The organism is Burkholderia pyrrocinia (assembly GCF_022809715.1).
Classification (GTDB): domain Bacteria; phylum Pseudomonadota; class Gammaproteobacteria; order Burkholderiales; family Burkholderiaceae; genus Burkholderia; species Burkholderia pyrrocinia_C.
Genome location: NZ_CP094459.1, coordinates 3,242,589 through 3,262,677, shown reverse-complemented (window position 1 = coordinate 3,262,677; position 20,089 = coordinate 3,242,589). Strand labels below are relative to the sequence as shown.

At 67.2% G+C, this 20,089-nt stretch carries 15 protein-coding genes; 9 read left to right on the top strand and 6 right to left on the bottom strand.

Annotated elements, in window-relative coordinates:
* The first annotated feature begins 4 nt into the window (after window positions 1-4).
* The 6 genes from MRS60_RS15075 (at window position 5) to nagE (ending at window position 10,946) form a co-directional block, all read left to right on the top strand.
* Complete coding sequence (locus tag MRS60_RS15075) at window positions 5-3,208, top strand: error-prone DNA polymerase (protein WP_243564926.1); 3,204 nt, start codon at window positions 5-7, stop codon at window positions 3,206-3,208.
* 327 nt (window positions 3,209-3,535) lie between these two features.
* The gene (locus MRS60_RS15070; RefSeq protein ID WP_034179089.1) at window positions 3,536-4,270 is read left to right on the top strand and encodes a GntR family transcriptional regulator; all 735 of its coding nucleotides are present in this window, start codon (window positions 3,536-3,538) and stop codon (window positions 4,268-4,270) included.
* 108 nt (window positions 4,271-4,378) lie between these two features.
* Entirely contained in the window at window positions 4,379-5,482 is a 1,104-nt protein-coding gene (gene nagA / locus MRS60_RS15065) for an N-acetylglucosamine-6-phosphate deacetylase (protein WP_034179088.1), read from the top strand.
* Window positions 5,475-6,491, top strand: coding sequence for an SIS domain-containing protein (locus tag MRS60_RS15060; protein WP_217590815.1), 1,017 nt, complete (start codon window positions 5,475-5,477; stop codon window positions 6,489-6,491). Before nagA ends, MRS60_RS15060 begins: the two co-directional genes overlap by 8 nt.
* Before the next feature lie 15 nt (window positions 6,492-6,506).
* Window positions 6,507-9,089 (top strand): phosphoenolpyruvate--protein phosphotransferase, encoded by a 2,583-nt coding sequence (ptsP, locus tag MRS60_RS15055; RefSeq protein ID WP_243564925.1) that lies wholly within the window; start codon window positions 6,507-6,509, stop codon window positions 9,087-9,089.
* Between the two features lie 87 nt (window positions 9,090-9,176).
* Complete coding sequence (gene nagE / locus MRS60_RS15050; protein WP_175750338.1) at window positions 9,177-10,946, top strand: N-acetylglucosamine-specific PTS transporter subunit IIBC; 1,770 nt, start codon at window positions 9,177-9,179, stop codon at window positions 10,944-10,946.
* 166 nt (window positions 10,947-11,112) lie between these two features.
* On the opposite strand, the gene MRS60_RS15045 is transcribed toward nagE, so the two are convergent.
* The 5 genes from MRS60_RS15045 to cydP form a co-directional block, all read right to left on the bottom strand.
* Window positions 11,113-13,596 carry a family 20 glycosylhydrolase gene (locus MRS60_RS15045; RefSeq protein WP_243564924.1) on the bottom strand — a complete coding sequence of 828 codons (2,484 nt, stop codon included), beginning with the start codon at window positions 13,594-13,596 and terminating at the stop codon, window positions 11,113-11,115.
* A 568-nt stretch (window positions 13,597-14,164) separates the two neighbouring features.
* The gene (gene cydX, locus MRS60_RS15040) at window positions 14,165-14,287 is read right to left on the bottom strand and encodes a cytochrome bd-I oxidase subunit CydX (protein ID WP_034179083.1); all 123 of its coding nucleotides are present in this window, start codon (window positions 14,285-14,287) and stop codon (window positions 14,165-14,167) included.
* A gap of 54 nt (window positions 14,288-14,341) precedes the next feature.
* Entirely contained in the window at window positions 14,342-15,478 is a 1,137-nt protein-coding gene (gene cydB / locus MRS60_RS15035) for a cytochrome d ubiquinol oxidase subunit II (RefSeq protein WP_034179082.1), read from the bottom strand.
* A 31-nt stretch (window positions 15,479-15,509) separates the two neighbouring features.
* Window positions 15,510-17,090 carry a cytochrome ubiquinol oxidase subunit I gene (locus tag MRS60_RS15030; RefSeq protein WP_034179081.1) on the bottom strand — a complete coding sequence of 527 codons (1,581 nt, stop codon included), beginning with the start codon at window positions 17,088-17,090 and terminating at the stop codon, window positions 15,510-15,512.
* Window positions 17,080-17,358, bottom strand: coding sequence for a cytochrome oxidase putative small subunit CydP (cydP, locus tag MRS60_RS15025; RefSeq protein WP_034179080.1), 279 nt, complete (start codon window positions 17,356-17,358; stop codon window positions 17,080-17,082). The genes MRS60_RS15030 and cydP overlap by 11 nt, the downstream gene beginning before the upstream one ends.
* Window positions 17,359-17,530: 172 nt before the next feature.
* On the opposite strand from cydP, the gene MRS60_RS15020 reads away from it, so the two are divergent.
* Window positions 17,531-17,722: a hypothetical protein gene (locus MRS60_RS15020; protein ID WP_243564923.1), complete on the top strand. Its 192-nt coding sequence runs from the start codon at window positions 17,531-17,533 to the stop codon at window positions 17,720-17,722.
* Window positions 17,723-17,732: 10 nt separating this feature from the next.
* Here MRS60_RS15020 and rpoH read toward each other — a convergent pair whose 3' ends face one another.
* On the bottom strand, window positions 17,733-18,668 hold the full coding sequence (gene rpoH / locus MRS60_RS15015) for an RNA polymerase sigma factor RpoH (protein ID WP_034179079.1): 936 nt from the start codon (window positions 18,666-18,668) through the stop codon (window positions 17,733-17,735).
* A gap of 360 nt (window positions 18,669-19,028) precedes the next feature.
* Here rpoH and MRS60_RS15010 point away from each other — a divergent pair, with 360 nt between their 5' ends.
* Window positions 19,029-19,598, top strand: coding sequence for an acyloxyacyl hydrolase (locus MRS60_RS15010; protein WP_243564922.1), 570 nt, complete (start codon window positions 19,029-19,031; stop codon window positions 19,596-19,598).
* Between the two features lie 45 nt (window positions 19,599-19,643).
* Window positions 19,644-20,027: a nuclear transport factor 2 family protein gene (locus MRS60_RS15005; protein ID WP_034179077.1), complete on the top strand. Its 384-nt coding sequence runs from the start codon at window positions 19,644-19,646 to the stop codon at window positions 20,025-20,027.
* Window positions 20,028-20,089: the final 62 nt, after the last annotated feature.

Sequence of the window (20,089 nt, the reverse complement as noted above, 5' to 3'; positions counted from 1 at the left end):
GGTGATGGTTGCGGAATTCAGTTGGCTGCCCGATTACGCGGAGTTGTTTTGCCGCTCGAACTTCTCGTTCCTGCATGGCGCGTCGCATGCGGAGGAGTTGGTCGAGCGCGCGTTCGAGCTCGGTTATCGCGGGATCGCGATCACCGACGAATGCTCGCTCGCAGGCGCGCCGCGCATGCATGTCGAGGCGAAGGCGAAAGGGCTGTCGCTCGTCATCGGTTCGTATTTCGAAGTAACCCCGGATGAAGTCGCGCCGGGCCACGATCCTGGCCCCGGCGCGTTCGGGCTCGTGCTGCTCGCGCAGAGCCGCGAGGGTTACGGCAACCTGTCCGAACTGATTTCGTGGCGGCGGATGGCATCGCCGAAGGGCACGTACCGGCTGACGTCGCGGATGCTGTCGGTGCCGCCCGAGGAGTTTGCGCACTTGCGCGGAATACCCGACTGCTACGCGATTCTCGTGCCCACATATCCGGTGCGTGCGGATGTACTCGATGCGCAGGTCGCGTGGTTTCGCACGACATTCGGCGAGCGTGCGCGGCTAGGGCTCGTGCAGTTGCAGCGCGCGCTGGACGGTGCGCAGCGCGAGGAGATTCGTGCGGCCGGCGCGCGGCGCGGCGTGCGCATCGTCGCGCTTGGCGACGTGACGATGCACCGGCGCTCGTGCAAGGCGTTGCAGGACGTGATGACGGCGATCCGCGTCGGGATGCCGGTTTCGGAATGCGGCTATGCGCTCGCGCCGAATGCCGAACAGCACCTGCGTTCGCGGCAGCGTATCGGGCAACTGTTTTCGCCTGAAGAGATCGCGGAAACGTGCGCGATTCTCGATGCGTGTCATTTTGAACTCGATTCGCTGCGCTACGAGTATCCCGACGAAATCGTGCCGAAGGGGCACACGCCGGCGAGTTACCTGGAACAGGAAACCGAGGCAGGGGCGGCCGAGCGCTATCCGCAGGGTATTCCGGAGAAAGTGGAGAAACAGATCCGGTATGAACTCGACCTGATCGCGAAGCTGAGCTACGAACCGTTCTTCCTGACCGTCTACGACATCGTCAAATACGCGCGCAGCCAGAACATCCTGTGTCAGGGCCGAGGCTCGGCAGCGAACTCGGTCGTCTGTTATTGCCTCGGCATCACCGAGGTGAACCCCGAACAGAGCACGATGCTGTTCGAGCGCTTCATCAGCGAGGAACGCGGCGAGCCGCCCGATATCGACGTCGACTTCGAGCATCAGCGTCGGGAAGAAGTGATCCAGCATATCTATGAAAAATACGGACACGATCGCGCCGCGCTCGCCGCTGCCGTATCGACGTATCGCCCGCGCGGCGTGCTGCGCGAAACCGGCAAGGCGCTCGGCGTCGATCCGATGCTGGTCGATCGCGTTGCGAAAGGGCACCGCTGGTTCGACGGCAGCCGCGATCTGCTGCAGAAGTTCGCGACGACCGGGCTCGATCCCGAAACGCCGCTGATCCGCGCATGGGCCGAACTGGCGGGGCGCTTGCTCAATTTCCCGCGCCACCTGTCGCAGCACTCCGGCGGCTTCGTGATCAGCCGCGGCAAGCTCACGCGGCTCGTGCCGGTCGAGAACGCGGCGATGGACGGGCGGCGCGTGATCCAGTGGGATAAAGACGATCTCGAGGCACTCGGGCTGATGAAGGTCGACGTGCTGGCGCTCGGCATGCTGTCGGCGCTGCATCGCGCATTCGACATGCGCACCGCGTGGCGCGGGCCGCCGGAGCCGGGCGGCGAGCCATTCACGCTGAAACACATTCCGCAGGATGACGAAGCGACCTACGACATGATCTGCCGCGCCGACACGGTCGGCGTGTTCCAGATCGAATCGCGCGCGCAGATGTCGATGCTGCCGCGCCTGCGGCCGCGCAATTATTACGATCTGGTGATCGAGGTGGCGATCGTGCGGCCGGGGCCGATTCAGGGCGGAGCGGTGCATCCCTATCTGAAGCGGCGGCAGGGCATCGAAAAGGTCAGTTACCCGAAGGAAGATCTGAAGCCCGCGCTCGAGCGCACGCAGGGTGTGCCGATCTTCCAGGAGCAGGTGATGCAGGTCGCGATGATCGCGGCCGGCTTCACGCCCGGCGAAGCCGACCAGTTGCGTCGCGCGATGGCCGCGTGGAAGCGCAAGGGCAATCTGGAGCAATATCACCGCAAGATCGTCGACGGGATGCGCGAGCGCGACTATCCGCCCGAATTCGCCGAACAGATCTTCGAACAGATCAAGGGCTTCGGCGATTACGGTTTCCCCGAAAGCCACGCGGCGAGCTTCGCGAAGCTTGCCTACGCCAGCAGCTGGCTCAAATGCCACGAACCGGCGATCTTCCTCGCCGCATTGCTGAACAGCCAGCCGATGGGTTTCTACCCGCCGTCGCAACTCGTGCAGGACGCGAAGCGCCACGGTGTGCAGGTCCTGCCGATCGATGTCACGCAAAGCGACTGGGAGGCATCGCTCGAAGCGCTGCCCGGCCAGCTGCCGCCGCACGGCCAGCCTGCCGTGCGGCTCGGCCTGTCGCTCGTGCGCGGTCTCGGCGAAGCCGCCGCGCGCCGCATCGAAGCCGCACGCGCGGCGGGCCCGTTCGAGAACGTCGACACCCTCGCGCGTCGCGCGCAGCTCGAACGCCGCGACCTCGAAGCGCTCGCCGCCGCGAATGCGCTCGCGACGCTCGCCGGCCATCGCCGCGATGCACTGTGGCAGGCCGTCGCCGCGGCGCCGGAGCGCGACCTGCTCGCCGCCGCGCCGATCGACGAAGCGGAGAAGCCCGCGCTCGGTGCGCCGTCGGAGGCCGACGACATCCTCGCCGACTATCACACCACCGGCCTCACGCTGAACCGCCATCCGGTCGCGCTGCTGCGGCCCGCGCTGCGCGCGCAGCGGCTGTCGTCCGCGGCCGAACTGCGCGACCGCCCCGACGGCCGGCTCGCACGCGCGTGCGGGCTCGTGACCGCGCGGCAGATGCCGGGCACCGCGAAAGGCGTGATGTTCATGACGCTCGAGGACGAAACGGGCTGCGTGAACGTGATCGTCCGGCCCGAACTGCTCGCGCGGCAGCGCCGCGAAACCCTCGATTCGCGGCTGCTCGCGGCGTCCGGCGTGTGGCAGGTCGTGAGCGACGTGAGGCACCTCGTCGCGCAGCATTTCGAGGATCTGACGCCGCTGCTCGGCGGCCTGCGCACGTCGAGCCGCGAATTCCACTGACGCCCCCGACGCGTGCCGCCGGCCCGCGCGGCGCTTCGCCCCACGATGCATACCAGTCGGCTCAACTGGTTCTATTCCGGTCTCATATTCGCACCCGAAACCTGTCTGAACCGGGCACTGGAACTGTCCCTTTGCATACCACTTCGGGTAAATCCCTATCCCGCACATCGTTGTAAACAAAGGATTTCCCGGCGCTAAAACGCTTGCGCAGCAAGGCTTTCGGCGATTTTCACGCAGCTAATACCAGTTCGTTGACTGGTATTATTGTGGTTATATAATGCGTTCACTTTCGACGGCCCGAGGTCGTCGTCCGACACCCGGAGGCACATGGAAACCGGCTGGTCCGAACTGGCGCCCGATCCCCTCAGCGACACGCCGCTCTACCTGCAGCTCGCCCGCAACCTGGCGAGCGCGATTCACGGCGGCGCGTGGCGGGCCGGCGAGGCGCTGCCGTCGGAGCGGCTGCTGTCGGTGTCGGTCGGCGTATCGCGGATCACGGCCCGCCGCGCACTCGCGCTGCTGGTCGAGCAGGGGCTGATCACGCGGGCGCGCGGTGCGGGCAGCTTCATCACCCCGCGCGTCGCCGATCCGCTGTCGCGTCTCGTCGGCTTCACCGCGAAGATGCAGCAGCGCGGCTTCATGCCCGATTCGGTATGGCTGTCGCGCAAGTTGCGTACCGCGAGCCGCGACGAGATCGTGCATCTCGGCCTCGCGCCGGGCGCGACGGTTGCGCGGCTCGAACGGCTGCGCCGCGCGGACGGCATCGTGATGGCCGTCGAGCATTCGACGCTGCCGGCCGCGGTGGTGCCCGATCCGCAGGCGCTCGGCGCGTCGCTGTACGAATACCTCGAAGCGCGCGGCATGGTCGTCGTGCGCGCACTGCAGCACTTTCGCGCGGTGAACGCGACGCGCGAGATCGCGAAATGGATGGCGGTGAAGCCGGGTGCGGCACTGCTCGTGATCACGCGCATCGGCTACGGCGCCGACCAGCGCGCGATCGAAGTGACCGAATCGTATTGCCGCGACGACTATTACGACTTCGTCGCCGAACTGAAACGCTGACGCGCGAGACTGCCCGCGCGCCAAGCAACGCGATGGGCGCGAAGCAACGACACGGATTTGCAAATCACGACGCGGATGCCCGCGTCACCAGATCATCAAGAGAACGTCATGCTGACTGGAAACATCCTCACCCCCGACGGCTGGATTCACGGTTCGCTCGATAGCGAGAACGGCCGCATCACCACGCTCGACGGTACGCCCGCCGATCCCGCGCAGAACGACGCGCCGTACATCCTGCCCGGCTTCATCGACCTGCACGTGCACGGCGGCGGCGGCGCCGACGTGATGGAAGGCGGCGACGCGATCGAGACGATCGCCCGCACGCACGCGCAATTCGGCACGACGAGCCTGCTCGCGACGACGATGACCGCGCCGCGCGACGAACTGATGAAGGTCGTCGGCAATCTCGGCAGCGTTGCGCGCACCCGCACGCCGGGTGGTGCGCGCGTGCTCGGCGTGCACCTCGAAGGGCCGTACATCAACCCCGGCAAGCTCGGCGCGCAGCCCGACGCGGCCGTGTCGGCCGTGCTCGACGAAGTGCTGAAGTACCTGTCGATCGCACCGATCCGCGTCGTCACGCTCGCGCCGGAAATCGCCGGCCACATCGAGATCATCGGCGAGATGGCCGCGCGCGGCGTGCGCGTGCAGCTCGGCCACTCGCTCGCGACCTACGACGATGCCGTCGCCGCGCTCAAGCACGGCGCATGCGGCTTCACGCACCTGTTCAACGCGATGTCGCCGCTGCATCACCGCAACCCGGGCCTGGTGGGTGCGGCGCTTGCGCATGCCGAATACGCGGAAATCATTCCCGACCTGCTGCACGTGCACCCGGGCGCGATTCGTGCTGCGCTGCGCGCGATCCCGCGCCTGTACGTCGTGACCGACAGCACGTCCGCAACCGGCATGCCCGACGGCGAATACCGGCTCGGCAGCCAGCACGTGACGAAGTGCCTCGGCGGCGTGCGGCTCGCCGACGGCACGCTCGCCGGCAGCACGCTGACGATGGACCAGGCGCTGCGCAACCTCGTGTCGCTCGGCCTGCCGATCGCCGACGTGTCGAACCGGATGTCGCGCTATGCGGCCGACTACCTCGGCGTCGCCGATCGCGGCCGCCTCGAGCGCGGCGCATGGGCCGACCTCGCGGTGTTCGATCGCGACCTGAACCTCACCGCGACCTATGTCGAAGGAGAATCGATTGTCGAATATGCTTAAGGAAGCGCGCGAGTCCGCCCAGGTCGTCGCCGCGCAAATCGCCGACACCACGCGCGTCGAAGCGCTCGCCGGCCAATTGCTCGATCACCCGCCGGCCGTCGCGCTGACGGTCGCGCGCGGCAGCTCGGATCACGCCGCGAGCTATTTCGCGAGCCTGACGATGAGCCGCCTCGGCGTGCCGGTCGCGTCGCTGCCGATGTCGGTCGCGACGCTGCAGCAGGCGCCGCTGAAGGTGCAGGATCAACTCGCGATCGCATTCTCCCAGTCGGGCAAGAGCCCCGACCTCGTCAACACGATGGCCGCGCTGCGCGAAGCCGGCGCGCGCACCGTCGCCGCCGTGAACGTGCTGCCGTCGCCGCTCGCCGATGCGTGCGAGCACCAGTTGCCGCTGCTCGCCGGCCCCGAACTGTCGGTTGCCGCGACGAAGAGCTATATCGCGATGCTGTCGCTGTCCGCGCAGATCGTCGCTTACTGGCAGCGCGACGCCGCGCTGATGACCGCGCTGCGCGGCTTGCCCGACGTGCTCGCGCAGGCCGGCCGGCTCGACTGGTCGCAGGCCGTTGCCGCGCTCGCGGGCATCGAGCGGATGATCGTCATCGGCCGCGGCCTCGGTCTCGCGATCGCGCAGGAAGCCGCGCTGAAGCTGAAGGAAACGTCCGGCATCCAGGCCGAGGCGTTCTCGAGCGCCGAAGTTCGTCACGGCCCGATGGAACTGATCGATCGCGACTATCCGCTGCTCGTGTTCGCGCCGCCGGGGCCCGAACAGGCCGGCCTGCTGCAACTCGCGGAAGACATGCGCGCGCGCGGCGCCGCCGTGCTGCTCGCGGCGCCCGCCGGCACGCCCGGCCTGTCGGGCACGGTGCTGCCGCTCGCGCAGTCCGCCCATCCGGCGCTCGACCCGATCGCCGCCATTCTTTCGTTCTACGTGATGGCGGCGGATCTCGCCGTCGCGCGCGGCCGCAATCCCGACACGCCGCGCCACCTGAACAAAGTCACCGAAACGCACTGATAGCCGAGACAGCCGATGAGACGCGCCGAGGAGTCCCAGTTGAAGAGCCCCACCCACGATCAGATCGTCCTGCTTGCCCCGTTGACGGGGCCGATCGTTCCGCTGGCCGACGTGCCCGATCCGGTGTTCTCCGGCGGGATGTTCGGCGACGGCATCGGCATCGACCCGCTCGCGGGCAAGCTCGTCGCGCCGTGCGCGGGCATCGTGTCGCATCTCGCGCGCACGGGCCACGCGGTGACGATCACGACGCCGCAAGGCGCGGAAGTGCTGTTGCACATCGGCATCGACACCGTCGAGCTGAACGGGCAGGGCTTTACCGCGCACGTCGAGACCGGCGCGCGCGTCGAAGCGGGCGATCTGCTGATCGAGTTCGACCAGGACGCGGTCGCGCGCAGCGCGCATTCGCTCGTGTCGGTGATCGCGATCGCGAACTCCGACGCGTTCGAGGTCGTCGACCGCGCGAGCGGTTTCGCGACGGCCGGCGAGACGCCGCTGCTCGCGCTGCGCGGCAAGGGCGAAGCGGCTGCGCAGGCGGCGCAGGCCGGCGCGGCGGCACACAACGAAGTGCGCCGCGAAATCGTGCTGGCGCAGCCGGGCGGCCTGCACGCGCGGCCGGCCGCGCGTGCGCGTGAGGCCGTGCGCGGGCTCGACGCGACCGTCGACGTGCTGTTCGACGGCCGCAAGGCGTCGATCGCGAGCGTCGTCGGCCTGCTCGGCCTCGGCGCCGGCGAAGGCGCGACGGTCGAACTGGTCGGCCGCGGCGCGCACGCGCAGCAGGCCGTCGATGCGGTCGAGCACGAACTGCTGCGCGAAGCGCACGGCGAGGTCGAGGAAAAGCCGGCGCGGCTGAGGTCGCCCGCGCCGCAGACGGCCGCGCGCAACGTCGGCGCGCCGATCGACCCGAACTCGCTCGTGGGCGTGTGTGCGGCCCCCGGCATCGCGGTCGGCACGCTGGTGCGTCTCGACGATGCGGAAATCGTGCCGCCCGAACAGGCCGCCGGCACGCCGGCCACGGAAAGCCGCCAGCTCGACCAGGCGCTGAAGGCCGTCGATGCCGAACTCGACGAAACGGTGCGCAGCGCATCGGCGCGCGGCGCGGTCGGCGAAGCGGGCATCTTCGCGGTGCATCGCGTGCTGCTCGAGGACCCGACGCTGATCGACGCGGCACGCGACCTGATCAGCCTCGGCAAGAGCGCGGGTTTCGCATGGCGCGCGACGATCCGCACGCAGATCGACACACTGTCGAAGCTCGACGACGCGCTGCTCGCCGAACGCGCGGCCGACCTGCGCGACATCGAGAAGCGCGTGCTGCGCGCGCTCGGCCACACGAACGGCGCGGCGCGTGCGCTGCCCGACGAGGCCGTGCTCGCGGCCGAGGAATTCACGCCGTCGGACCTGTCGTCGCTCGATCGCCAGCGCGTGACCGCGCTCGTGATGGCGCGCGGCGGTGCGACGTCGCACGCGGCGATCATCGCGCGGCAGCTCGGCATCCCGGCGCTGGTCGCGGTCGGCGATGCGCTGTATGCGATTCCGGACGGCACGCAGGTCGTCGTCGATGCGAGCGCGGGCCGTCTCGAACACGCGCCGACCGCGCTCGACGTCGAACGCGCGCGGCACGAGCGCCAGCGCCTGGAAGGCGTGCGCGAGGCGAACCGGCAGCTGGCAGGCGTTGCCGCCGCGACGGCCGACGGCCGCGCGATCGAGGTGGCCGCGAACATCGCGACGCTCGACGACGCGAACACCGCGGTCGACAACGGCGCGGACGCGGTCGGCCTGCTGCGCACCGAGCTGATGTTCATCCATCGCCAGGCCGCGCCGACGGTCGTCGAACACCAGCAGAGCTACCAGTCGATCGTCGACGCGCTGCAGGGCCGCACGGCGATCATCCGCACGCTCGACGTCGGCGCCGACAAGGAAGTCGACTACCTGACGCTGCCGCCCGAACCGAACCCGGCGCTCGGCCTGCGCGGCATCCGCCTCGCGCAGGTGCGCCCCGATCTGCTCGACGACCAGTTGCAGGGCCTGCTCGCGGTGAAGCCGTTCGGCGCGGTGCGCATCCTGCTGCCGATGGTCACCGACGCGGGCGAGATCGTGCGGCTCAGAAAGCGCATCGACGAGTTCGCCCGAGCGCAGGGCCGCACCGAGCCGATCGAGGTCGGCGTGATGATCGAGGTGCCGTCGGCCGCGCTGCTGGCCGACCAGCTCGCGCAACACGCGGATTTCCTGTCGATCGGCACCAACGACCTGACGCAGTACACGCTTGCGATGGATCGCTGCCAGGCCGACCTGGCCGCGCAATCCGACGGCCTGCATCCGGCCGTGCTGCGCCTGATCGACATCGCGGTGCGCGGCGCCGCGAAGCACGGCAAGTGGGTCGGCGTGTGCGGCGCGCTCGGCGGCGATCCGCTCGCGGTGCCGATTCTGGTCGGCCTCGGCGTGACCGAGCTGTCGGTCGACCCGGTAGCGGTGCCGGGCATCAAGGCGCGTGTGCGCCGTCTCGATTACCAGTTGTGCCGTCAGCGCGCGCAGGATCTGCTCGCGCTCGATTCGGCACAGGCGGTAAGGGCAGCAAGCCGCGAGGTCTGGCCGCTCGACTGAACGTCGAAGGCAGGCTCGCGACCCGTTTCACTACGAGAGCAATTAGGTCAACGACGCTTAACGACGAGACAAGGATTGGAGGACTGAATGAACGGGAATCCGTTTCTGAAAATACAGGGCTTGGGCCGGGCGCTGATGCTGCCGATCGCGGTATTGCCGGTTGCCGGCATCCTGCTGCGGCTCGGCCAGCCGGACGTGTTCAACATCAAGATGATCGCCGACGCCGGCGGCGCGATCTTCGACAACCTGCCGCTGCTGTTCGCGATCGGCGTGGCGGTCGGCTTCGCGAAAGACAACAACGGTGTTGCTGCGCTCGCGGGCGCGATCGGCTACCTGATCGAAACCGCGATTATGAAGGACATCGATCCCAAGCTGAACATGGGCGTGCTGTCCGGGATCATCGCGGGTGTCGTTGCGGGCTTGCTGTACAACCGCTTCAAGGACATCAAGCTGCCGGACTACCTCGCGTTCTTCGGCGGCAAACGGTTCGTGCCGATCATCACGGGGCTGGTCTGCGTGATACTCGGCATCGTGTTCGGCTACGTGTGGCAGCCGGTCCAGCATGCGATCGACGCGGCCGGCCAGTGGCTGACGACGGCGGGCGCGATCGGTGCGTTCGTGTTCGGCTTCCTGAACCGCCTGCTGCTCGTCACGGGCCTGCACCACATCATCAACTCGCTCGCGTGGTTCGTGTTCGGCAACTTCACGCCGCCCGCCGGCGGCGAGATCGTGCACGGCGACCTGCACCGCTTCTTCGCGGGCGACCCGACCGCGGGCACCTTCATGGCCGGCTTCTTCCCGATCATGATGTTCGGCCTGCCGGCTGCGTGTCTGGCCATGCTGCACGAAGCGCCGAAGGAGCGCCGCGCGATGGTCGGCGGCCTGCTGTTCTCGATGGCGCTGACGTCGTTCCTGACCGGCGTGACCGAGCCGATCGAGTTCAGCTTCATGTTCCTCGCGCCGGTGCTGTACGTGATCCACGCGGTGCTGACGGGGCTGTCGCTCGCGATCTGCCAGATCCTCGGCGTGAAGCTCGGCTTCACGTTCTCGGCCGGTGCGATCGACTACGTGCTGAACTACGGGCTGTCGACGAAGGGCTGGATCGCGATTCCGCTCGGCATCGCATACGGCGCCGCGTACTACGGGCTGTTCCGCTTCTTCATCCGCAAGTTCAACATGGCGACGCCGGGCCGCGAGCCGGCATCGGCCGATGCGGCGGCGGAATCGTACGCATCGGGCGGCTTCGTCGCGCCGGCTGCGGGCGCCGCATCGGCTGCGGTTGCACCGCGCGCGCAGCGCTACATCGCCGCGCTCGGCGGCGCGGGCAACCTGACGGTCGTCGACGCATGCACGACGCGCCTGCGCCTGACCGTCGTCGATCCGGAGAAGGTATCGGAGCCGGAACTGAAGTCGATCGGCGCGCGCGGTGTGCTCAAGCGCGGCGGCAACAGCGTGCAGGTGATCATCGGGCCCGAGGCCGACCTCATTGCCGACGAGATGCGTACCGCGATCGGCAGCGGTGCGACCGGCGCAGCGTCGACGGCGACGGCCGCCGCGGCGCAGCCCGTCACGGGCGCGGCCGCCGGCCCGCTCGATCCGGAGCCGGCACGCTGGCTCGCGGTGTTCGGCGGGGCGACCAACGTCGCGTCGCTCGACGCGGTCGCGACCACGCGCCTGCGTGTCGTCGTGCGCGATCCGTCGGCGGTCGATCGCGATCGTCTCGGCGCGCTCGACGTCGCATGGGTGTCGCTCGACACGTTCCACATCGTCTGCGGCAACGCGGCGGCACGCTATGCCGAACAGCTCGGCGCACGCCTGCCGCCGGCGGCAGGCGGGGCGGCAGTGCAACCGGCATGACGCAATAAGGCCGGCAGGACCCGCGCTGCGGGTTCGGGCCGGTCGGCAGAAACGAAAACGGCTTGCGATGCGTCGCAAGCCGTTTTTCTTTGGTGGGGCGATTGCGCGATGCGTTCGTCCGCATCGCGCATTGCTCAACTGCTCGATCGTGCAGTCATCCAGCCGCTCACGGGTTCGTCAGCGTGAAGGTCGGCTTCCGGTAGCCGATGCCCGCTCGGTCGAGCTTCGGCAATTCGCGTTGCGTGAGCAGCGTCGCGAAACCGGCCCAGTCGCGCTGCAGCGCGGCCGTGTCGACGTGATGCGTATCGCCGCGCTTGTAGCGCACGCCGGCCGCGTACGGCAGCTCCCAGTCGGCCCGGTGCCACGCGCGCTCGGCGAGCGCGAGCAGCCGCGGATAGGCCATGTATTCGAGGAAGGTGTCGTTGCGCATCACCTCGCCCCATGCTTGCCCCTGCATGCCTTCGATGCGCGGCGCGGGGCCCGTGCCCGTTGCCTCGAATGCGTTGCCGCCACGGTCGCCCATCACTTCGGCGTTCTGCGGCAGGTTCTCCGGCGCGAGCGAGAACACCTTGTACTCGTCCGTCGCGTGCGAGCCCCAGTAGTAGCCGCGCTCGCGCGGGTTGAGCGTGTACGGGAAGTCGAAGTACAGGTAGTCGGGCAGCGCCAGCACCGTCAGGTAGCCCTTGCCGCTCAGGTCGCGCGCGCTGTCCGATGCGCCCCAGAAGATCGTGTCCCACAGCGACACCATCACGTGGCGCGTGCCGAAGTCCTGCGGCCCGTTCGCATGCTTGATGCCGTCCTGCCACGCGGCCATCGTGTCGATCCCGTTCGCGTTGACCGCCGCGCTCACCTGTTGCGCGAAACGCGTCGGCAGCTCGTCGATCGACTTGATCTCGCCGCGCTGGAGCAGCGCCGTGCACGCGGGCGAACGCGCCCACGGCTTGTCCTGCGCGGCGAGATCGATGCGGCCCTTGTTCGGGTCGGTGCCGTTCAGCGGCTGGAAGCCCGCGCCGAGCAGGATGTTCTTCGCTTCGTCGCCGCCGTAGTGCCAGATGTGCAGCGGCGCCTGCGCGTCCGCATGCATCGCCGCGATCTCGCGGATCACCTTCGACGCGAAATTGAGCGCGCCCGGCACGCACGGGTTCAGGTCGCTGCGCCGGTCGTAGAACTGCACCGTCAGCAGGTTCGACGTGTCCTGCGGATCGAGCAGCCGGTACGCGTTCGCTTCCTGCTCGCGGCCGGCCGCATGCAGCCGGCGGTAGCGCGCTTCCATCGTCACGACGGCTGCGCGCGCATGCGCGGGCATGTCGATCTCCGGGATGATCTCGACGAAACGCGCGGCCGCGTAGCGCACGAGCGCCACGTAGTCGTCGCGCGTCAGGTAGCCGCCGCCCGAGCGGTTGTCGGGGCCGGAGCCGAGTTGCGGCAGCAGGCAGCGCGTCTCGCTCGGGTCGTGGCAGCGGCGCGAGCCGATCTCGGTCAGCTCGGGCAGGCCGGGAATCTCGATGCGCCAGCCTTCGTCGTCGGACAGATGCAGGTGCAGGCGGTTGAGCTTGTACGCGCTCATCTGGTCGATCAGGCGGCGCAGCGTCACCGGGTGCTTGAAGTTGCGCGCGAGGTCGACGTGCATGCCGCGATGCGTGAAGCGCGGCGCATCCTCGACGAGCATCGCCGGGATCGGGCCGCCGCCGGCCGGCGCGAGCGAGAAGAGCGTCTGCACGCCGTAGTAGAGGCCCGCGCGATCGTAGGCTTCGATGAACACGCCGCGCGGCCCGATCGCGAGCCGGTAGCCGCCCGGCGTCGCGATGTCGGCCGGCAGCCGGCGCGGCGCGACGGCACCCCACACGGGCACGCGTGCGCCGTCGAGGCCGAGCGTCGTCGCCCGCTCGCGCAGCGCCGCGACCTGCGCGTCCGGCAGGTTCGGCAACGCGAACTCGACGCCGCGCAGGTCGAGCGTGCCGGGCAAGCGCTGTTGCCGCTTCACGCTCGGCAGCGCACGGCTCGCGTCGGGCCGTGCGGCCACCGGCGGCGCATTGCCGGTCGAGTTGTTCTGCGCGTCGGCCGGCAGCGATTCGACGTAGCGCAGCTCGTCGTCGGTGTCGTTGTAGCGCAGCACGGCGGGCGGCGCGCCGTCGACGACGACGTACGGGCGCGGAATCACGTCGCTGTAGCGCAGCAGCCAGTATTCGGCGACGAACGGCAGCTCGATGCGCTCGCCCGGCGCAAGCCGCACCGAGCCCGGCTGCGGCGTCAGCTCGTACAGGTCGCCCGTGAGCCGCCGCAGCGCGAAGCCCGGACGGTCGATCCGCAGCAGGCGGCGGATGCTGTGCAGATAGAGCTTCCAGCCGCCGTCGGCGATCGTCTGGTGGCCGCGGTTCTGCAGGATCAGGCGGCCCGTCGCGCAGGCCGCGCCGTCGGCGCCGAGATCGGCGCACGGCACGCCGGCCGTGGCCGCGTGGTTGTTGTCGACGGCGACGCGCAACGCGAGGCCGTTCGACAGCAGTGCTGCGAGACTGGCCGCTTGCGCGGTGGGCTGCGCGATGCCTGCGGATGCGCCGGACGCGGTCGACGCCGGGTGGGCGCCGATCGCGGCCGGCGACAGCGCTGCGATCAGCGCGCCGGCAAAGAGGGATGACAAGGTGCGCTTCATTCGAACTCCTGATAAAAAGGGGGCGTGGCGGCGTCATGGAGCGACGTCGCTGCGATCGGGTCTTTCAGTGGAGCTGCGGGAGATACCAGCGCGCGGGGCGATGCGGCCGCACCGCACGCTTTCGGCACGCGGGGGCGTGCGTTACGGAACGGGAGGCGGGCAGGCGTGCCGATCGGACCGGCGGGGCGGCGTACGCGCGTTCATCGGCGGCGCGCGGCAACGGCCGCAATGGCGAAGCGGCCGCAGTCGGCTGCGTTCGTCCGGCCGCGCACGATGGCGACAACAGGTGCCGCCGCACGGCAATCAGCCGCCGCCCGGCAACACGGCGCGCAGGTGCGCACCATACACGGGATTCGCATGTCTCCCCCACCCAGAAGGATTCGGCCTGTCGGCGGCCGTGTCCAAAGATCTTATGAAACCTTTTATTGGTATTCAAGTGGTATCAATCTGGCGCTAAATTGGCATCGGTGCGCGAGGCCTGTCCAGACGGCCGGGACGAAAAAAAACCTCGCGCGAAGCGAGGTTCGTTCCGGACGGCGGCGGCGCGATCCGCCGCACGCGTCACGCGTCAGTCGCGGCGCACGCGCGCGGGCGCTTCCTGCGTCTTCTGCCGCGCTTCGAGCCACATCGCGTTGACGATGCCGAACGACAGCGCGACGCCGATACCGAGAATCCAGCTGAAATACCACATGATCCGACTCCTTGCGAAACGGTGGACGGGGGCGCCTGTGCGCCCCGGCCAGGTTCAATACATCGAGTGATTGTTCTCTTCGAGCGTCTGGTGCGTGACCTTGCCGCGCATCACGCGATACACCCAGCCCGTGTAGACCAGGACGATCGGCAGGAACACGATCACCGCGAACAGCATCACCTGCAGCGTCTTGTGGCTCGACGTCGAATCCCACACGGTCAGGCTGCTGCGCGGGTCGAGCGACGACGGCATGATGAACGGGAACATCGAGAAGCCCGCGGTCAGGATCACGCCGACGATCATCAGGCCCGTGCAGAAGAACGCCGTCTTCTCCTGCTTCGAGCCGGCGAGCAGCAGCGCCAGCAGGCCGCCCGCGATCCCGACGACCGGCGCCGCGATCATCCACGGAAACTCGCTGTAGTTCGCGAGCCACAGGCCCGAGCCGGCGGCGACGTCCTTGAGCAGCGGGTTCGCGACCGTGTCGGTCGGCGCGGCGTTCGTGATGTGGAAGCCGCCGATATACGACGCGATCAGCACGCCGGCCAGCACGAACAGCACGACCGCGAGGAACGACGCCACACGCAGCGCGATCGATGCGCGGCGCGCGATCACGCCGTCGGTCTTCATCTTGATGAACGCGGCGCCGTGCGCGACGAGCATCGTGAGGCTGACGAGCCCGCACAGCAGCGCGAACGGGTTCAGCAGCGCCCAGAAGCTGCCGTAGTAGGTCACGCGCAGGTCGCTGTCGAACTTGAACGGCACGCCCTGCAGCAGGTTGCCGAACGCGACGCCGAACACGAGCGCCGGCACGAAGCCGCCGGCGAACAGGCCCCAGTCCCAGCCCGCGCGCCAGCGCGGGTCCGGCCGCTTGCTGCGGTAGTCGAAGCCCACCGGCCGGAAGAACAGCGCGAACAGCACGAGCAGCATCGCGAAGTAGAAGCCGGAGAACGACGCGGCATAGACGAGCGGCCAGGCCGCGAACATCGCGCCGCCGGCCGTGATCAGCCACACCTGGTTGCCTTCCCACGTCGCGCCGACCGTGTTGACGATGATGCGGCGCTCCTCGTCGGTCTTGCCGAGGAACGGCAGCAGCGCGGTCGCGCCCATGTCGAAGCCGTCGGTGACGGCGAAGCCGATCAGCAGCACGCCGACGAGCAGCCACCAGATCAGCTTGAGAGTTGCATAGTCCATAGCGATTCCTTGTTCCGTTTCGGGTGCGTGCTCAGGCCGGGGCGCGCTCGCTGGCGGCCGCGAGTTCGTGGTGATAGCGGCCGGTATGCAGCGACGACGGGCCGAGGCGCGCGTACTTGAACATCAGCTTGATCTCGATGACGAACAGCGCGGTGTAGAACAGGATGAAGCCCGCGAGACTCAGGTACAGGTCGGTCGGCGTCAGGCTCGACGCGGACAGGTGCGTCGGCAGCACGCCCGCGATCGTCCACGGCTGGCGGCCGAGCTCGGCGACGATCCAGCCGAATTCGATCGCGATCCACGGCAGCGGGATCGCCCACAACGCATAGCGCAGGAACCAGCGGCGGTTGTCCTGCAGCAGTTCGCGGCGCGCGCAGAACCAGAACGCGGCAACGAACGTCGCGACGAACAGGAAGCCGAGGAACACCATGATCCGGAACGAGAAGAACACGGGCGCGACCGGCGGGATCGTCTTCTTCGCGGCGGCCTTGATCTGCTCCGGTGTCGCGTCGGTCACGTTCGGCGTGAACTGCTTGAGCATCAGACCGTAGCCGAGATACTGCTTGTGCTGGTCGAACAGTTCGCGCGTCGCGGCGCTCGTGTCGCCCTGCTTGATCTTCTGCAGCGCGCCGTACGCGATCATCCCGCTCTGGATGTGCTCCTCGCTGTGCTTCGCGAGATCGCGCAGGCCGATCACCGGTTCGTCGATCGAGCGCGTCGCGATCAGGCCGAGCGCATACGGGATCTTGATCGCGTAGTCGGTGCGCTGTTCTTCCTGGTTCGGAATGCCGATCAGCGTGAACGATGCGGGCGCCGGCTGCGTTTCCCATTCGGATTCGATCGCGGCAAGCTTCATCTTCTGCACTTCGCCGGTCGTATAGCCCGATTCGTCGCCGAGCACGATCACGCAGAGCGTCGCCGCGAGGCCGAAGCCGGCCGCGACCGCGAACGAGCGCAGCGCGAAGTCGATGTCGCGCTTCTTCAGCAGGTACCACGACGACACGCCGAGCACGAACATCGCGGCCGACACGTAGCCGGCCGACACCGTGTGCACGAACTTCACCTGCGCGACCGGGTTGAACAGCACGTCGAACAGGTTCGTCATCTCCATGCGCATCGTCTGGTAGTTGAACTCGGCGCCGACCGGGTTGTTCATCCAGCCGTTCGCGACGAGGATCCACAGTGCGGACAGGTTCGAGCCGAGCGCGACGAGGAACGTGACCATCAGGTGCTTGACCTTCGACAGGCGGTTCCAGCCGAAGAAGAACAGGCCGACGAACGTCGATTCGAGGAAGAACGCCATCAGGCCTTCGACCGCGAGCGGCACGCCGAAGATGTCGCCGACATAGTGCGAGTAGTACGACCAGTTCGTGCCGAACTGGAATTCGAGCGTGATGCCGGTCGTCACGCCCATCGCGAAGTTGATGCCGAACAGCTTGCCCCAGAACTGGGTCATGTCCTTGTAGACCTGTTTGCCGGTCATCACGTAGACGGCTTCCATGATGACGAGCAGCCAGGACAGGCCGAGCGTCAGCGGCACGAACAGGAAGTGGTAGAGCGCCGTGATGCCGAACTGCAGGCGTGATAGATCGACGACTTCACTACTTATCATGGTGGTCTCCCTCGGTGGGTGCAGGTGCCGGTACCGAGAGCAGCTTCTCGGCGACGGCGGCAGGCGGAAGCGACATGTGCTCGGCCTGCGGATGATTGAAGAATGCGTATTTGAGCGACATCAGGAGGATCAGCTTGACGATCAGCACCAGGGTGATGTCGCGGGCGAGGGTCGGTCCGCGAGCCCACGCGGCGATGCGCGCGCGCCAGCCGATCGTGCCGGCCGGCCGCTGGGGAGGCGGCGCAGGCTCTTTATTGATCGAGATCAAGGTGATTATCCTGAATCGATTTAGGACGGATTGGGGGCGACTTTACGTCGGATTTATGACGGCCGTGAAGCTGTTTTAATCCTTTTGCGCCTGACATGCCAATTTTAAGATGACGGCTTTCCGATGCCGAGTGCTGCGCTGCGGCAGACCGTCGCTAACTACGGGCTGAAACTTGAGGCAGATCAAGCTTATGCGGAAGGGGGCCGAAAACGGCCTATTACCTGATGAATCGGGTCAATTAATCGGCGAAGAAACGGGCGGTAAAGCGGATGAAACGCAGCGGGAAAAGCGGAAAAGCAGCGGAAAAAGCAGACGAAAAAAAACCGCTGCCGGTCAGGCAGCGGTTTTCGATGCAGCGCTCTGAGTCGCCGGATTTATGCGTATTCGGCGAGGGCGGTGCGCATCTTTTTCATTGCGCTCGCTTCGATCTGGCGGATGCGTTCCGCGGACACGCCGAACTCGGCGGCGAGATCGTGCAGCGTCGAGCCGCCCGAGCCGTCGTCGTCGACGTGCAGCCAGCGCGCCTCGATGATGCGGCGGCTGCGCGCGTCGAGCGCGTCGAGCGCCTGCGCGATGCCGTCCGTCTGCAGCGTGTCGCGCTGACGCGCGGCGAGCACGGCGGTCGGCTCGTTGTGCGAGTCGGCCAGATAGGCGATCGGCGCGTACGACTCCTCGCCGTCTTCCACCTGCCCTTCGAGCGCGATGTCGCCGCCCGACAGGCGCGTTTCCATCTCGGCCACTTCTTCGCGCTTGACGTTGAGCTCCTGCGCGAGGCCGTCGATTTCCTCGGGCGTCATCGCCTGCATGCTCTTCTTGTGGCTGCGCAGGTTGAAGAACAGCTTGCGCTGCGCCTTCGTCGTCGCGACCTTCACCATGCGCCAGTTGCGCAGGATGTACTCGTGGATCTCGGCCTTGATCCAGTGGATCGCGTACGACACGAGGCGCACGTTCTGGGCCGGATCGAAGCGCTTCACGGCCTTCATCAGGCCGATGTTGCCTTCCTGGATCAGGTCGCCGTGCGGCAGGCCGTAGCCGAGATAGTTACGCGCGATCGACACGACGAGACGCAGGTGCGACAGCACGAGGCGGCGCGCCGAGTCGAGGTTGTTGTTTTCGCGGAATTCGGTTGCGTACTGGCGTTCCTCTTCGGCCGTCAGCAGAGGAATGCGATTGACGGCCTGGATATACGCGTCGATGTTGCCAAGCTGGCCCGGCAACATCGATTGAGCTGCGAGCGCCAGCGAGCCTGCCGATTCGGCCTTGGCCGGCGTCGGGCTCAGGGTATTCGGAAGGGTCAGGGCGTTGCTCACTAAAAACTCCTTTGGAATCAGGGACAAACCCTGGGTCTCGGATGAGATTCCGGGGCCAATCTTAGCACTCCCGGAAACCGAGTGCTAATTCCTTAGAGCGGACGTGGGCATCTGAGTTCCCGATTTTTCTATCGAGATAGTCGAGTCGATAGTCTAATCTGCGACCACGGCGGCGGGGCGAAGTTCCGTAAACCATTGTTTCTGATGGGAATCAGTAGACGATTTCGATTTTTGTCGTTTTGGAAGGAAGCCATTTCGCTTCGTGATGCCGATCCGAAAAGTCCTTTACCATACCATTCAGTTCGCTCGAGCCAGGCCGTCGCGGCAGGCTCCATTCAACCCACAAAGTTGGAGTGTCAGATGAACAATAAGAAGAATCGCCGGCCCCGCAGCCGGCTTGCGCTGCATGCGATGCTGGCGGCGTCACTTCTGGGCGGATCGGGTGCGGCGTTCGCGGATCGATGGGGTATCCAGGCGGGCGGCGGGTTTTCGGATCGTCACGGGATCGACAAGGCCGATCTCGGTGTGGTGTGGGATCCGGGCTGGAACTGGTGGGAAATCGGCGGCTGGCACTTCGCTTTCGTAATGGAAGGCCACGTCGGCTACTGGCACACGGGCGGCAACGTCCACGGCAGCATCGGCGAATTCGGCGCGCAGCCGATGTTCCGCTTCGTCAAGAGCGCGGGCCAGGTGCGTCCGTTCGTCGAGGCCGGAGCCGGCATCCGGTTCCTGACTTCCCCGACGATCTCCAACAATCTTTCGCTTGCGACGTCGTTCCAGTTCGTGGATGTCGTCGGCATCGGCGCACAGTTCGGAGAACGGCAACAGTATCAGGTCGGTTACCGTTTTCAACATGTGTCTAACGCGGGTATCAAAGAGCCGAATCCTGGTATAAATTTCCACCAGTTCTACGTGCAGTACAACTTCTGATCCGCATGCCCGCGCACGGCGTGCGCGTTGCCGAGGAGTCAGGCGATGGCGAAGGTGGTCGATGCGATCCGCGCGCTCGAGCGCGATCGGTTCCGGGCGATGGTGGACGGGGACGGCGAGGCGCTCGACGCGCTGCTGTCGGACAAGGTGTTCTTCGTGCACACCAACGGCAAGCGTGAAACCAAGCAGCAGTTTATCGACGCCATCGTCGCCGGCCGCCGCCGCTATCGTCAGATCGAAATCCAGTCGCAGGACGTGCTGCCCGTCGGCGGCGAAACCTGCGTCGTCACCGGGCGCGCGTTGATCGAGATGGAAACGAACAACGGCGGCCTGGTGTTCCCGATTGCCTATACGTCAGTCCACACCGAGGAGCAGGGCCGCTGGTGCCTGCTCGCATGGCAGGCGACGCGGTGCGCGACCGAGACATGAGCGCGCGTGGCGCTCCTTTTCATGTCCCCACCGAAGCGGCCTTATGGGCCGCTTTTTGCTGG

Coding starts and splice junctions, on each gene's coding strand:
- MRS60_RS15075 (WP_243564926.1), top strand. CDS start 5: ATGGTTGCGGAATTCAGTTGGCTGCCCGATTACGCGGAGTTGTTTTGC.
- MRS60_RS15070 (WP_034179089.1), top strand. CDS start 3,536: ATGGAAACCGGCTGGTCCGAACTGGCGCCCGATCCCCTCAGCGACACG.
- nagA (WP_034179088.1), top strand. CDS start 4,379: ATGCTGACTGGAAACATCCTCACCCCCGACGGCTGGATTCACGGTTCG.
- MRS60_RS15060 (WP_217590815.1), top strand. CDS start 5,475: ATGCTTAAGGAAGCGCGCGAGTCCGCCCAGGTCGTCGCCGCGCAAATC.
- ptsP (WP_243564925.1), top strand. CDS start 6,507: ATGAGACGCGCCGAGGAGTCCCAGTTGAAGAGCCCCACCCACGATCAG.
- nagE (WP_175750338.1), top strand. CDS start 9,177: ATGAACGGGAATCCGTTTCTGAAAATACAGGGCTTGGGCCGGGCGCTG.
- MRS60_RS15045 (WP_243564924.1), bottom strand. CDS start 13,596: ATGAAGCGCACCTTGTCATCCCTCTTTGCCGGCGCGCTGATCGCAGCG.
- cydX (WP_034179083.1), bottom strand. CDS start 14,287: ATGTGGTATTTCAGCTGGATTCTCGGTATCGGCGTCGCGCTGTCGTTC.
- cydB (WP_034179082.1), bottom strand. CDS start 15,478: ATGGACTATGCAACTCTCAAGCTGATCTGGTGGCTGCTCGTCGGCGTG.
- MRS60_RS15030 (WP_034179081.1), bottom strand. CDS start 17,090: ATGATAAGTAGTGAAGTCGTCGATCTATCACGCCTGCAGTTCGGCATC.
- MRS60_RS15010 (WP_243564922.1), top strand. CDS start 19,029: ATGAACAATAAGAAGAATCGCCGGCCCCGCAGCCGGCTTGCGCTGCAT.
- MRS60_RS15005 (WP_034179077.1), top strand. CDS start 19,644: ATGGCGAAGGTGGTCGATGCGATCCGCGCGCTCGAGCGCGATCGGTTC.